Consider the following 13,986-nt stretch of genomic DNA (forward strand, 5'->3'; position numbering starts at 1 on the left):
CGCAAGCAGGATTTAGGAGAGCACCATGGCTCATAAAAAAGCAGGCGGTTCCTCGCGCAACGGTCGTGATTCGGCCGGCCGTCGTCTCGGCGTGAAGAAGTTCGGTGGCGAAGCCGTCATTTCCGGCAACATCATTCTGCGTCAGCGCGGCACCAAGTGGCATCCCGGCACCAATGTCGGCATGGGCAAGGATCACACCCTTTTCGCCCTCGTCGAAGGCCGCGTCGAGTTCCGCAATAAAGCCAATGACCGAACCTACGTATCCGTGATTCCGGCCGCCGAGGCCGCCGAATAAAGCCGGTGAGGTTTCTTGAAATCCCACCGGTCTCGCCCGACCGGTAGGATTTCTGGAGCCACCGTCCATGCTCCGGGTGCCCGAAGGGGAGGCGAGGAAGACCGCCTCCCCTTCGTCGTTCCACGCACCAGGAGCCAGCCATGACCATCGTCGAAGCGACCCTCGGGTCCGCCCTTGCCGAGAGCAGTACCGCCGTCCTCGAGACCGGCCGCCTCTTTCTGCGCGCCCCGCGAATCGAGGACATGGCCTGGATCGCCGAGCTCGCCGACAACCGGCGCATAGCCGAGATGACGTCGAACATTCCGCATCCCTATGGCATGGCGGATGCCGCGGCCTTCGTCGCCAACCTGCCGGCCGGGCCGGATTGCGCGACCTTCGCGATGTTCATGAAGAATGACGGCTCCAACCCGCTCGGCCCGCCGATCCCGATCGGCATGTGCGGCTTTTCCCCGCGCGACGAGGCGGTGCCGGAGATCGGTTACTGGGTGGGCGAGCCCTATTGGGGCTACGGCTATGCGACGGAGGCGACGCGGGCGCTGCTCGACCATGCCTTCGAGGACCTCAACCTGCCGGCGCTCAACGCGGCGGCGCGCGTGGTCAACCCGTCCTCGCGGCGGGTGCTTGAGAAGTGCGGCTTCCAGTGGACGGGTGTCGGGCTGACGCGGGTGCGCGCGATCGGTGCCTCGGTTCCCGTCGACCGGTTCCGCCTCGAAAAGCGGCTATGGGCCTCGCTGCGTTCCTGGGGCGCTACCGCCTCGGCGACCCGGCACGTGCAAATAACGCATTGAGCGCGCCGCAATCGCGGTCGTGATTTGCTATGATCACATCCTCCCCGCTCCGGTTTGCCGGAGCGGGGAGACTCGTTCCGAACCGCGCTGATCCGCCGAGCTGACACGTCATGAAATTCCTCGACCAGGCTAAGATCTATGTCCGCTCCGGCGATGGCGGCGCGGGCTGCCTGTCGTTCCGGCGGGAGAAGTTCATCGAGTTCGGTGGCCCGGACGGCGGCGATGGCGGACGCGGCGGCGACGTCTGGATCGAATGCGTCGACGGTCTCAACACGCTGATCGACTACCGCTTCCAGCAGCACTTCAAGGCCAAGAAGGGCGGCTACGGCATGGGCAAGAACCGCGCCGGCGGCAAGGGCGACGACGTGGTGCTGAAGGTTCCCGCCGGGACCGAGGTGCTGGACGAGGAGGGCGAGACCGTGATCGCCGACCTCACCGAGGTCGGCCAGAAGATCCGCTTCCTCAAGGGCGGCAATGGCGGCTTCGGCAACGCGCATTTCCAGACCTCCACCAACCAGGCGCCGCGCCGGGCCAATCCCGGGCAGGAGGGCGAGGAGCGGTGGATCTGGCTGCGGCTGAAGCTCATTGCCGATGCCGGCCTCGTCGGCCTGCCCAATGCCGGCAAGTCGACCTTCCTCGCCGCCACCACGGCGGCCAAGCCGAAGATCGCCGACTATCCCTTCACCACCCTGCATCCCGGCCTCGGCGTGGTGCGGGTGGACGGGCGCGAATTCGTGCTCGCCGACATTCCCGGCCTGATCGAGGGCGCGCATGAGGGAGTGGGCATTGGCGACCGCTTCCTCGCCCATATCGAGCGCTGCCGGGTGCTGCTGCACCTCGTCGACGGCACCTCGGAGCATGCCGGCAAGACCTACAAGACCGTGCGCAAGGAGCTGGAGCTCTATGGCGCCGGGCTGGAGGACAAGCCCGAGATCGTCGCCCTGTCCAAGGCCGACGCGCTCGATCCCGAGCAGCTGAAGCAGCAGGTGGCCCGCCTGCAGCGCGCCGCCCGCAAGAAGCCGCTGGTGCTCTCCGCCCAGTCGGGCGAGGGCGTGACGCAGGCGCTGCGTGCGCTCGCCCATGTCATCGACGAGAGCCGGGGCGAGGACGAGGCGCAGGAGGTTCAGGAAGCGTGGCGACCGTGACGCCGTCTCGCCGCCTGGCCGCCTGAACATCCATCTTCCCACGACCCCACGAGCGTCGTCCCCGGCGCCGGCGCGGCGAGCCACCATCAAGGGCCCGTCCCGCATCGGGAGCGCGCCGATCCGGTCCCTCCCCGTGTCCCGCTGGCCGGGCCATGGTTCGGGCGGCGAGGTCAGAAGCTGGATGGCGGGAAGACGGCAGGCATGCTTTGGCCTATAAGCCCGTCCTTTCATCGCCCGCCTGCGAGACCGCCAATGTCCGCCGATTCGACCCCTGCCGCCTCGACCCCCGCAATCCATTCCGCCGCCGGCCTGACGGGCGTGCCGCAGATCGCCTCCTTCCGCCGCATCGTGGTGAAGGTCGGCTCGGCGCTGCTGGTCGATAGCACACGCGGCCAGCTGCGCCATGCCTGGCTCGCCGCGCTGGCCGAGGATGTCGGCGCGCTGCACCGGGCCGGCAAGGAAGTGCTGGTGGTCTCGTCCGGCGCCATCGCGCTCGGCCGCAACCTGCTCAAGATGCCGAAGCGCCCGCTGAAGCTGGAGGAGAGCCAGGCGGCGGCGGCCATCGGCCAGATCGCGCTCGCCCGCGCCTGGTCGGAAGCGCTGGCGCATGAGGGCGTCACCGCCGGGCAGATCCTGCTCACGCTCGGCGATACCGAGGAGCGCCGCCGCTACCTCAATGCCCGCTCGACGCTGAACAAGCTGCTGGAGCTCAAGGCCGTTCCGGTGATCAATGAGAACGACACGGTGGCGACCTCGGAGATCCGCTACGGCGACAATGACCGGCTCGCCGCCCGCGTCGCCGGCATGGCGAGCGCCGACCTCCTGATCCTGCTCTCCGACATCGATGGCCTCTACACCGCCCCGCCCAATGACGACCCGAACGCGGCGCTGATCCCGGTGGTGCCGCGCATCACCGCCGAGGTGGAGGCGATGGCGGGCGGCGCCGGCACCGAATTGTCGCGCGGCGGCATGAAGACCAAGATCGAGGCCGGCAAGATCGCCACCACGGCGGGCGCGCATATGGTGATCGGCTCTGGCAAGGTGAAGAACCCGATCCGCGCCATCGAGCATGGCGCGCGCTGCACCTGGTTCCTCGCCCCGGCCAATCCGGTGGCGTCGCGCAAGCGCTGGATCGCCGGCTCGCTGGAGCCGCGCGGCGTGCTGCATCTCGACGCCGGCGCGGTGGCGGCGCTGCGGCGCGGCTCGTCGCTGCTGCCGGCGGGGGTGAAGAAGGTCGAGGGCGAATTCACCCGGGGCGACGCGGTGGTGCTGCGCGGCCCCGACGGCGCCGAGATCGGCCGCGGGCTGGTGGCCTATGACCACGACCACGCCGAGCGGATCAAGGGGCGGTCATCCGACGAGATCGTCGGGATCACCGGGTTCGAGGGACGCAGCGCCATGGTGCATCGGGATGATCTGGTGCTGGGCGGGGGTGGGTGAGACTAGTTGGCGTTGAATAGGCTATTGTAGATGCTGTAAACGAGCTTCTATAACGTCATGCATAACTCTGGGGAGGCGCATGGCAAAGCTCGCGGAAGCCTACCTTCATCTTAAACTCGTTTCAGTCCCAGACAATGTGGGCGAGCTTGGTGATCAGGTCATGCGCGACGCTGTGAAGGCAGCGTCTGGCGTTTACCAGTTTCCTGTAAGTGTGAGTGTTAGATTAGAGGAGGGGAGTCTAAAATATTGGACGTCTGTAGTCGGGAGGCTTTGTGTCGCGATTGCAGCATATCCGACTGTGAAAATGGGCATGGTAGAGCTTTATAAAGATGCAAAAATATTCGGATCTATAGTATCCGAACGTATGATGGTTGAGGTTCCCCCTGCATCTGTTGTTTATCGAATTGAGCGCCGAACTCAAGACTCGGGTCGTATCTATCGCCTTCACAAGCGTATCGATAAAATAGACAGATCGCGTAGCATGCTGAACGCATCTGCGGTGGAGGCCGAGCTTCGTTCAATTCAAGATGAGTTAGATCGTATTGTTGGCGGATTAAGCGATGAGGATGCTGAATTTCTGATAAAAAATCTCAGTATTAATGCGAAACAAAACGCGATTTGAGGCAGATAAAGCCGCGTTCAAAGAAGACCGATCAATTGTCTCTGATGGAGAGGGGGCATGATCGCGACGATGATCGAGATGGCAAGGTCGTCTATCAGAGTTCCGAGGTCGTAATGCCGACAACGTCACCGCGATTCACCTTAGCCGAACAAGGTACTCTCAATACGTGAAGCCCCTCTCCCCATCGTGACCCCACCACGCCTCCGATCCTCCTATCCTCCCCGGCATGAACCGCCGCACCCTCCTGCTCGCCGCCCCGGCCCTGCTGCTCATCCCACGCCACGCTCCGGCGCAGCCTGCACCCCCATCTCCCTTCACCCCCGCCCTCGACACCGCGTCCGCGCTGACCCCGTTGCGCACGGTCCACATCGCGCATGACAACCGGCTCGCCGACGCCCGCGCCTATAACGGTGCCCCGCTCGATGCCCCCGCCAACATCAAGTCTGCCTCGAAATCGGTAATGTCCGCGCTCGTCGGCATCGCCATACATAAGGGCGTGCTGGAAGGTCCTGATCAGCCCATCGCGCCGCTGCTCGCGCGCGACCTGCCTGATGATCCCGATCCGCGCCTCGCCCGGATCACCGTCGGCAACCTCCTGTCCATGCAGGCCGGGCTCGCGCGTACCTCCGGGCCGAATTACGGGCGCTGGATCGCCTCGCCCAACTGGGTGCGCGCGGCGCTCGCCGAGCCGTTCGAGGCCGAGCCCGGCGGGCCGATGCTCTATTCCACCGGCTCGACGCACCTCCTCTCCGCCATCCTCACCCGCGCCACCGGCCGCCCGACGCTGGCGCTGGCGCGCGACTGGTTCGGCCCGGTGGAGGGCTTTGCCATCGCCTCCTGGGATCGCGACCCGCAGGGCATCTATTTCGGCGGCAATCAGATGGCGATGCGCCCGTCCTCGCTGCTGGCCTTCGGCGAACTCTACCGGCGCGGCGGCGTGACGGTGGACGGCACCCGCATCCTGCCGCAGGCCTGGATCGACGAGAGCTGGCGCGTGCGCACCCAGTCGCGCTTCACCGGCGACGGCTATGGCTATGGCTGGTTCCGCCGCACGCTCGGCGGCGCCGATGTCGCCTATGGCTGGGGCTATGGCGGGCAGATGCTCTATGTGGTGCCCGAGCGCGGCCTCACCCTCGCCATGACCTCGGCCACCGACGCGCCCGCCGGCCGCTCCGGTCATCGCGACGACCTGCACGCCCTGGCGGGCGCGCTCATCGAAGCTGCCGGCCCGGGTTGAACCGTCGTTCAATCCGCTTGCGGTTCGGCCGGGTATGAAACCGGATTTATTTCGCCGCTGTTCAATCCGCGCTTAATTCGCATGCATGCACGGGCGAAAATCTGCTGAAAACGACGCCACCGGCAGTTGATCTTCCGGTTGGGAGCGCTGCCGCGCCCCGGCTCCGGGAGGCGAATCGCGGCCGCTCCGACCTGTGGCATGCTTCCTGCTGATCCCCTCGCATCAGTCCGCCAGAAAGGCGGCCCAGAGCGAGGACAAGGACGTGACGAAGCAGACCGACCTTCGCAACTCGACGAACCTGACCCTTCTCGCCGCGCGAGGGTTCACGCGCCGCACCCTGCTCAAGGGCGCGCTCGGCGCCGGCGCGGTGGCCGCTTCCGGCCCGTGGCTGGTGCGGGACGCCTTCTCCTCGTCCGGCGAGCTCAGCCTGCTCAACTGGGACGACGAACTGCCCAACCCGGTGATCCCGAACTTCGAGAAGAAGACCGGCATCAAGGTGAAGACCACCCCGTTCTCGCAGAACGAGGAGCAGATCAACAAGCTGCAGGCCACCGCCGGCGAGGGCTTCGACCTGTGCGAGCCCACCCGCGACCGCGCCCCGCAGTTCAAGGAGCTCGACGTCCTCGCGCCGTTCGACACCAACAAGCTGCACCTCGACAACCTGCTGCCCTCGATGCTGGAAGCCTCCACCAGCGTGTGGACCTGGGACGGCAAGCTCTATCACGTGCCGCATTGCTGGGGCTCGGAGGCGATCTCCTGGCGCACCGACCTCGCACCCGGCCTCACCTACGACAAGCTCAGCTACGGCACGCTGTGGGCGCCGGAGTTCAAGGGCAAGATGCAGGGCCGCCCCCACTCGCTGCTGCTCGGCATCGGCCTGTGGATGGACGCCAACGGCAAGCTCCCGTCCAACCGCATGCTCGATGCGTTCAAGGACGAGGACACGATGAAGAAGATCTACGACGTCATCCTCGCCTACGCGATCGAGAACAAGGCGCAGGTGAAGCAGTTCTGGGATTCCTCGGACAACACCAAGTCCGGCTTCATGGAGAATGGCTGCACCATCGGCCAGACCTGGGACGGCCCGCCGCTGTCGCTGAAGAAGCAGGGCAAGCCGGTCACCTATATGGCGCCGCAGGAAGGCGCGATCACCTGGGTCGACGGCTGGGCGATCACCAAGGGCGCCAAGAACATCGACCAGGCCTATGAGTGGCTGAACTACATCCACTCGCCGGAAGTCTCGGCGCAGGTGGCGGATGGTTCGGGCTACAACCCGGTGGTCAAGGGCGCCGACGCCTTCCTCTCCGAGGCCGCCAAGAAGAACTTCTCCGAGGCCTATCCGGGCGACGCGCTCTCCAAGCTGTGGAGCCGCCCGCCGGAGCCGTCGTGGTACGCCGAACTGCGCACCCAGTACGCCGAGAAGTTCAAGGCGGCCTGATCGCGCGACGATCCCGCCGGAGCCGGCTTGCCGGCTCCGGTCTGCCGCTTCCCGGGCCGGCTTGCCGGCTCCGGTCTGTCGCTTCCCGGGCCGGTCCGTCGGCCCGGGGGTGCCGTTCTTCCGGTCCGGTTCGCCGGCCCGGGTCCGCGCGCGGGGCGATCGTCCGCCCGCGTTTCCGCCGCCATGTCCCGCGATCTGGCGGCCAGTCGACAAGCAACCGGAGACCCTATGGCCGCAGCCGTGGAGCTCGAGGGCGTCAATGTGACGTTCGGGGATTTCGTCGCCGTCCGTGATGCCAACCTCACCATCGAGGCCGGGGAGTTCTTCTCCTTTCTCGGCCCGTCCGGATGCGGCAAGACCACGCTTTTGCGTACCATTTCCGGCTTCATCGAGCCGACGCGCGGGCAGGTGCGCATCGGCGGCAAGGACATGGTCGGCATCGGTCCCAACAAGCGGCCCACCGCGCTGATCTTCCAGAACCTCGCGCTGTTCCCGATGATGAGCGTGGCCGACAATATCGGCTACGGCCTCCGGGTGCGCGGCGTGCCCAAGCATGAGCGCGACGAGAAGGTGAAGAACCTGCTGATCCAGGTGGCGCTGAGCGAGCACGGCCACAAGAAGGTGTCGGAACTGTCCGGCGGCCAGAAGCAGCGCGTGGCCATCGCCCGGGCGTTGGCCGTGGAGCCGTCGGTCCTGCTTCTCGACGAGCCGCTCTCGGCGCTCGACCTCAAGCTTCGCCAGCACATGCGCGCCGAGCTGCGTGCCATCCAGAAGCGGGTGGGCATCACCTTCATCTACATCACCCACGATCAGGGCGAGGCGCTGACCATGTCGGATCGCATCGCGGTGATGAATGCCGGGGTGATCGAGCAGGTCGGCAATGGCCGCTCCGTCTATGCCGAGCCGCGCACGCCCTTCGTCGCCGCCTTCGTCGGCGAGAACAACCAGATCCGCGGCCGCGTCACCGCCGTCGCCGACGGCATGGCGACGCTGGATACGCCGCTGGGCGCGCTTTCCGGGCGCAACCCGGTCGGGCTGAAGGCTGGCGAGGAGGCGCTGCTGTTCGTGCGGCCGGAAGCGCTATCGCTGGTGCCCACGGGCACGCCGAACGGCTCGACAGTCGGCTTCGACGGCGAGGCGCTCGACGTCGCCTATGAGGGCAGCGTCACCCATGTGACGCTCCGGGTCCGCACCGGCCAGAAGATCACCGCCACGGTCGGCGGCGGCGTGGTGCCGGTGAGCGGCGAGACGCTGCATATCGGCTTCAAGCCGCAGGACGGCCTGCTGCTCGCCCGTGCGGCGAGCCACTGAGGGGAGGGCAGCATGGGAGCGACCGGCGGCCTCACCCTCGTCTTCGGGCTACCGCTGGCGGTAGCGCTGTTCTTCTTCGGGCTCGCCGCCTATGAGCGGCGCATGGGCCTCGCCACCGGGCCGGGCTTCTTCCAGCGCAACGGCCTCGCCGTCGGCCTCTATCTGGTGCTGGCGGTCGGCTTCTGGGTGTTCTTCGTCATCGTGCTTCCGCAGTTCTCGATGGTGGACATGTCGTTCCGCCCGAAGCTGCCGCCTGCGCAGATGGGCGGGCCGAAGGACGTGTTCACGCTGGAGAACTACCGCTACTTCCTGTTCGGCTCGACCACCTCGACGTCGAGCTGGAACTGGACGCATCTCAAGGCTTTCGTGCTCACCATCGGGGTGAGCATCGCCATCACCCTGTTCAACTTCGCGCTGTGCTACCCGATCGCCTTCCACATGGCGCAATCGGCGGGGGCGGCGCGGCTGCGCATCCTGCTGCTGCTGCTAATCATCCCCTATTGGGTGAACGAGATCCTGCGCGCCTTCGCCTTCCGCGTGCTGCTGTCCTCCGGCGGCATCATCAACAAGCTGCTGCTGGGCGCGGGCGTGATCGGCGAGCCGATCGATTTCCTCGGCGCCGATGTCGGCCTCTATATGGGCCTGAGCTACGCCTATCTCCTGATGATGGTGTTCCCGCTCTACAGCGCCATCGAGAGCCTCGACAAGAACCAGATCGAGGCGGCGCGGGACCTCGGCGCGCCGTGGTGGCACATCCACCTCTTCGTGGTGATGCCGCACGCCAAGCCGGGCATCGCCTCCGGCTGCACGCTGGTGTTCATGCTGTGCGCCGGCGCGCTCGCCGCGCCGCTGGTGCTGGCCGGTCCGCGCACGCTGTGGTTCACGCCTATCGTCTATGACCGATTCTACCAGGCGTTCAACTGGCCGCAGGGCGCCGCCTATGCCTTCATCCTGCTGGTGACCTGCGTCGTCTTCGTGCTGCTGGTGCTGAAGATGTTCCGCCTGAGCCTTGGAGAAATCACGCGATGACATCCGGGCCGCTCCAACGCATCCTGTTCGCCGTCTATATCGCGGTATTCTTCCTCTATCTGCTCGGCCCGCTCATGGTGATGGGTGTCTCGGCCTTCAACACCCCGCAATACCCGCAGGTCTGGCCGATCGAGGGGCTGACCCTCGACTGGTTCTCCCAGCTCTTCGCCGATCAGGACATGATGTACGGGCTGCGGACCAGCCTGTGGATCGGTGTGCTGGTGGTCGCCATCTCCGTGCCGATCGGGCTCGCCGGCGCCATCGTGATGACGCAGATCCAGCCGCGCGTGCGTTCGGCCTATTATCTCGTCGTGGTGTCGCCGGTGCTGACGCCGGGCATCATCATCGGCATCTCCACTGTGGTGTTCTGGCGCGAATTCACCACGATGACCGGCACGAGGTTCCTCTATGACGGCATCATCCTCACGGTGATCGGCCAGTCGAGCTTCATCTCCGCCTATTGCATGCTGATCATCCTCGCCCGGCTGCAACGCTTCGATCAGGCGCAGCAGGAGGCCGCGCTCGATCTCGGCGCCTCCTATCCGCAGGTGTTCCGCCACATATTGCTGCCTTTCCTGCAGCCGGCGCTGTTCTCGGCGGCGGTGCTCGCCTTCCTGTCCTCCTTCGAGAACTACAACACCACCACCTTCGCCATTCTGTCGGAGAAGACGCTCACCACCGTGCTCGCCGGCCGGGTGCGGCAGGGCTCCACACCGGCGATCAGCGCGCTCGCGGTGATCATCGTCGCGGTGACGATCGTCGGCGCCATCGCCTATGAGCTGTGGAAGCGCCGGGCCGACGCGGCTGCCGAGCGCCGCCTGCGCGCCGCGCAGGCCGCCGAGGAAAGCGAGCTCAGCGGCACCGCCGCGCCCATGGCGGCCTGATCGCGCGCCGGCGCGCCAGGGCCTCCTTCGACCGGACGGCATCCGCGCCCGGTCGCCCCGCATCCGCCGGATCGCCGCGGGCGGTTGCGGCATCGCAAGCCCGGGACGGCAGGCCTGCGATAGTCGATCACTTGCGATTAGATCGTATACGACTATTTTACGGGTGGGCGCCATCGCGCCGAGAGGACACCCGCCATGAAGGGACATGCTGATGAGGCCGCCGCGCGGACGGCGCCGACCACTACGGAGCTAACCGCCGCCGCGCCGCGCGCTGGCGATGCCGGTCTCGACGACTTCCTTTGCTTCGCGGTCTATTCCGCCAATCACGCCTTCAACCGCGCCTATCTGCCGCTACTCGACGCGCTGGGCCTGACCTATCCGCAATATCTGGTCATGGTCAGCCTGTGGCGCACCGACGGGCAGACGGTGGGCGATCTTGCGGGCCATCTCGCGCTGGAATCCAGCACGCTGACGCCGCTGATCAAGCGGCTGGAGGCGCAGGGGCTGGTGAAGCGCCGCCGCAGCGTCGCCGATGCCCGGCAGGTTCACGTCCATCTCACCGATGAAGGGGAGGCCCTGCGGGCGAAGGGCGCGGCGGTGCCGGCCGCCATCGCCGCCGCCACCGGCCTCGACCGTCCGGCGGTGGAGCGAATGCGCGCCGATATCGCCCGGCTGCGCGCGGCGCTCCGGCGCTGAGCGCGGCAGAGGAGACGGGGCGCCCGGCCGCTGCTATGACCCGCGGTGGTAAAACCGCTTGCAGGAGTCGCTCGCCCATGGACGCCGCGCCGATCGAGATCGACATCCGCCTGCGCGACCTGCGCAATTTCTTCGCCACGCCGGATATCGATCCCTTCGCCGGCGAGAGCATCGACGAATCCGGCATCGACCGGCTGATCGATCTGGTGACGGCCGAGCGGCGCTGGCGTCGCCGGCCGGTGCGGCTGCGGCTGCATGTGGCACCGACGCCGGGCAATGCCGAGCTCGCGCCGCGCCTTCCCGAGGCGCTGGCGCGCTATTGCGACACCAATCGCGACTATGCCGAGCGCAAATTGCGCGAGACCCGGCGCGAGGGGCTGCGCACGCTGGCGGTCGGCGTGGTGTTCCTCGCCTTGTGCATCGGCGTCGCGACGTTGATCAGCAGCTCGGCGCTGGACGAGATGCTGGTAGGCGAATTGCTGAGCGAAGGCGCCATCATCGCCGGCTGGGTCGGGCTGTGGCGGCCGATCGAGATTTTGCTGTTCGACTGGTGGCCCTATGCCCGCGACCGCGTGCTCTACACGCGGCTGCGCGGCCTCGAGATCACTGTGCTGCCGTCTGAAGCGGTGCGCTGAACGCCCCGGCGGCGGCCGCGCCGCCGAGCCAGCGGTCGAGGAAGCTGTCCAGCCACAACCGCACCCGCCCGTCATGCTGCAGCCGGTCGGTGAAATGGGCGCTGCGCGGGCGCGCGCCGGGCAGCGACAGCCGCTCATTGCCGCGTATCGTCCACCGGCACATCATGTGGTGCGTCACTTCCGGGTGGAACTGCAGGCCATAGGCTGCCGGCCCGTAGCGGAACGCCTGGTTGGGGAAGGCATCGCCGGAAGCCAGCAATTCGGCGCCGCGCGCGAGCTCGAAACCCTCGCGGTGCCAGTGATAGACATGGTTCGGCCAGTCGTCGGAGGGCGCCGTGCCGGTGGGGGCGCCCGCCTCGTCCCGGCCGTCGTCGAGCAGCGCGCGTCCGGCGGGGGTGGGGCGCAGCGGATAATAGCCGATCTCCACCAGACCCTCGGGATGCGGCGCCACGCGGGCGCCGAGGTGGCGGGCCAGCATCTGCGCACCCAGGCAGATGCCGAGATAGGGCTTGGCTTCCTTCAGCGCGACGCCGATCCAGTCGATCTCGGCGCGCACATAATCGTGGCAGTCATTGGCGCTCTGCGGGCCGCCGAACACAACGGCGCCGGCATGGTGGGCCAGCGTGGTGGGAAGGGGATCGCCGAGGCAGGGGCGCCGCACATCCAGCCGGTATCCGCGCTCGACCAGCAGCCGGCCGACACGGCCGGGCGAGGAATGCTCCTGGTGCAGGACGATCAGGACGTCGGAGGCGAGTTGCTGACCCATTCTTTTCGTCGTCGGCGCGAATCCGCAACGCTGCGCTGCGGCATATGTCAGCCATCACGACATGATTTTCGAGCGGTTTCAAGGCGCGGCGACATGAAAACCCAGCGCCGGTCCGTGATTTGGCGTCGTGGGCGCGCGATACGGGAACGATGCCGGCACCCTGCGGCCGGCGTTCACGCCTCGTCGAAGGTCTCGCGGATGCGCTTGCGGATCTCTACCCGGTCGCGCGAGGAGACGTTCAGCAATTCGGCGGCGCGCCAGACGAGGTTGTCCTCGAATTCGGTCAGCCCGCCATCGGCATAGGCGACCTCGAACATCATCTCGATCACCCGCTTGCGGCCTTCCTCGTCCATTGCCCGGTTGAGCACGCTGGTGAAGGCGTAGAGGTCCACCGCCTCGGCATCGCGGGCGATGGCGGCCTCGAGCAGGTGCTCGGCCTCCTCCGGCTTCAGGCTGAAGCGGAAGGCGAGGATGTGCCGCAGCTTCTCCATCTCGGCGTCGCCGATGATCCCGTCGATGGTCACCACATGCACCAGCAGCGCGGCGGCGGCGAGACGATAATCGTTCTCGGCGAACTCCGGCTCGCGGGTGCCGCCGGCGATCTCGGCGATGAAATCGGTCAAACTGCGCAGCATGCCGGCGCAAGGCTCCAGCGGCGAGGTTCCAGGAACCCCGTTTGATCGAGGGACATTTGGGTGCGGCGAGGCCGGTAGCCAACCTCGCATTTTTGCGTATCGGAATTGCCGGGGCGGCGCAACGTTCTCCCGCCGGCGGGCGGTCGATCCCGCTGCGTGCGTGCAGGCGGGCCACACCATTGGCGTGCGGAAAGAAAAAGCCCGGCGAGGTCGAGGAACCCGCCGGGCGCAGTTTCGGAAAGTCGGGCAAGTCAGCCGGAGGCCGGGGAGCGGGCTCCGGCACAGGCGCGGGCGCCGGCCCGGCCGCCTATGCCAGATAGGCGGCGTAGCGCGCCACGTGATCGGCGAGGCCGAGCGCGTGGTTGCGCACCAGTACCTCGGCGCTGTCGGTGTCGCGGGCCTCCAGCGCCTGGATGATGGCGAGGTGGTCCTGGATCGAGCGGTCGGCGCGGTCTTCCTCGGCGATGGTCTTGCGGCGGATCATCCGCATATGGGTGAACAGGTTCTCGGCGAGATTCACCAATATGCCGTTGCCGCCCATGGCGATGATCGCCTGGTGGAACTGGATGTTCACCTCGGAATATTCGTCGAGCTTGGCGTGCGGGGTGCCGTCCTCGAAGGTGGCGAACATGGCGCGCAGCGTGGCGATCTCCTCGTCGCTGGCGTGCTGGGTGATCAGCCGGGCGGCGAGGCTCTCCAGCGCCGCCCAGACCTGGATCATCTCGATGACCTCGCGCTTGGTCTTGCGCACCACATAGATGCCGCGGCGCGGCACCGAATGGACGAAGCCCTCGCGCTCCAGCTGCGCCATCGCCTCGCGTACCGGGGTGCGGCTGACCCCGAGACTCTGGGCGAGCTGGCGCTCGTCGAGCCGCACCTCGTGCGGCTGGTCGTAGATGTTGAGCGAGACGATGACGTCCTTCAGCGCGGCATAGGCGCGGTTCTTGAAGGTGGAGGTGTCCTCGAGCGGCGCCACGGCGAGCTTGGCGGCGCTGGCGCCGACGCGCGGGATGCTGGTTTCGATGCTCATCGTCCGGCCCGCCTGCGCAACTGAGATGCCGACAT

At 67.0% G+C, this 13,986-nt stretch carries 15 protein-coding genes; 12 read left to right on the top strand and 3 right to left on the bottom strand.

Annotated elements, in window-relative coordinates:
* Positions 1 to 25: 25 nt before the first annotated feature.
* The 12 genes from rpmA (at position 26) to KHC28_RS09840 (ending at position 11,520) form a co-directional block, all read left to right on the top strand.
* Positions 26 to 295 carry a 50S ribosomal protein L27 gene (gene rpmA, locus KHC28_RS09785; protein WP_213352509.1) on the top strand — a complete coding sequence of 90 codons (270 nt, stop codon included), beginning with the start codon at positions 26 to 28 and terminating at the stop codon, positions 293 to 295.
* 140 nt (positions 296 to 435) lie between these two features.
* On the top strand, positions 436 to 1,083 hold the full coding sequence (locus tag KHC28_RS09790; protein ID WP_214008123.1) for a GNAT family N-acetyltransferase: 648 nt from the start codon (positions 436 to 438) through the stop codon (positions 1,081 to 1,083).
* A gap of 110 nt (positions 1,084 to 1,193) precedes the next feature.
* Positions 1,194 to 2,228 (top strand): GTPase ObgE, encoded by a 1,035-nt coding sequence (gene obgE / locus KHC28_RS09795; RefSeq protein ID WP_214008124.1) that lies wholly within the window; start codon positions 1,194 to 1,196, stop codon positions 2,226 to 2,228.
* A gap of 252 nt (positions 2,229 to 2,480) precedes the next feature.
* Positions 2,481 to 3,668 (top strand): glutamate 5-kinase, encoded by a 1,188-nt coding sequence (gene proB / locus KHC28_RS09800; RefSeq protein ID WP_246564553.1) that lies wholly within the window; start codon positions 2,481 to 2,483, stop codon positions 3,666 to 3,668.
* A 79-nt stretch (positions 3,669 to 3,747) separates the two neighbouring features.
* Complete coding sequence (locus KHC28_RS09805; RefSeq protein ID WP_214008125.1) at positions 3,748 to 4,290, top strand: hypothetical protein; 543 nt, start codon at positions 3,748 to 3,750, stop codon at positions 4,288 to 4,290.
* Positions 4,291 to 4,516: 226 nt separating this feature from the next.
* A complete protein-coding gene (locus KHC28_RS09810) occupies positions 4,517 to 5,527 on the top strand; it encodes a serine hydrolase domain-containing protein (protein ID WP_214008126.1) in 1,011 nt (336 codons plus the stop codon).
* Between the two features lie 262 nt (positions 5,528 to 5,789).
* On the top strand, positions 5,790 to 6,965 hold the full coding sequence (locus KHC28_RS09815) for an extracellular solute-binding protein (RefSeq protein WP_312893150.1): 1,176 nt from the start codon (positions 5,790 to 5,792) through the stop codon (positions 6,963 to 6,965).
* Between the two features lie 228 nt (positions 6,966 to 7,193).
* Positions 7,194 to 8,276 carry an ABC transporter ATP-binding protein gene (locus KHC28_RS09820; RefSeq protein WP_214008127.1) on the top strand — a complete coding sequence of 361 codons (1,083 nt, stop codon included), beginning with the start codon at positions 7,194 to 7,196 and terminating at the stop codon, positions 8,274 to 8,276.
* 12 nt (positions 8,277 to 8,288) lie between these two features.
* Positions 8,289 to 9,305 carry an ABC transporter permease gene (locus tag KHC28_RS09825; RefSeq protein ID WP_214008128.1) on the top strand — a complete coding sequence of 339 codons (1,017 nt, stop codon included), beginning with the start codon at positions 8,289 to 8,291 and terminating at the stop codon, positions 9,303 to 9,305.
* Positions 9,302 to 10,189 carry an ABC transporter permease gene (locus KHC28_RS09830; protein WP_214008129.1) on the top strand — a complete coding sequence of 296 codons (888 nt, stop codon included), beginning with the start codon at positions 9,302 to 9,304 and terminating at the stop codon, positions 10,187 to 10,189. The genes KHC28_RS09825 and KHC28_RS09830 overlap by 4 nt, the downstream gene beginning before the upstream one ends.
* Before the next feature lie 195 nt (positions 10,190 to 10,384).
* Positions 10,385 to 10,885: a MarR family winged helix-turn-helix transcriptional regulator gene (locus tag KHC28_RS09835; protein WP_214008130.1), complete on the top strand. Its 501-nt coding sequence runs from the start codon at positions 10,385 to 10,387 to the stop codon at positions 10,883 to 10,885.
* Between the two features lie 77 nt (positions 10,886 to 10,962).
* Positions 10,963 to 11,520 carry a hypothetical protein gene (locus tag KHC28_RS09840; RefSeq protein WP_214008131.1) on the top strand — a complete coding sequence of 186 codons (558 nt, stop codon included), beginning with the start codon at positions 10,963 to 10,965 and terminating at the stop codon, positions 11,518 to 11,520.
* On the opposite strand, the gene KHC28_RS09845 is transcribed toward KHC28_RS09840, so the two are convergent.
* The 3 genes from KHC28_RS09845 to KHC28_RS09855 form a co-directional block, all read right to left on the bottom strand.
* Entirely contained in the window at positions 11,489 to 12,286 is a 798-nt protein-coding gene (locus tag KHC28_RS09845) for a glutamine amidotransferase (protein WP_214008132.1), read from the bottom strand. The two genes, KHC28_RS09840 and KHC28_RS09845, sit on opposite strands and share 32 nt — an antisense overlap.
* Before the next feature lie 173 nt (positions 12,287 to 12,459).
* Positions 12,460 to 12,921: a tellurite resistance TerB family protein gene (locus tag KHC28_RS09850; RefSeq protein ID WP_214008133.1), complete on the bottom strand. Its 462-nt coding sequence runs from the start codon at positions 12,919 to 12,921 to the stop codon at positions 12,460 to 12,462.
* Between the two features lie 307 nt (positions 12,922 to 13,228).
* Positions 13,229 to 13,951, bottom strand: a complete 723-nt coding sequence (locus tag KHC28_RS09855; RefSeq protein WP_214008134.1) for a GntR family transcriptional regulator — start codon at positions 13,949 to 13,951, stop codon at positions 13,229 to 13,231.
* Between the last annotated feature and the right edge of the window lie 35 nt (positions 13,952 to 13,986).

Source organism: Ancylobacter sonchi (assembly GCF_018390695.1).
GTDB classification, from domain to species: Bacteria; Pseudomonadota; Alphaproteobacteria; order Rhizobiales; family Xanthobacteraceae; genus Ancylobacter; species Ancylobacter sonchi.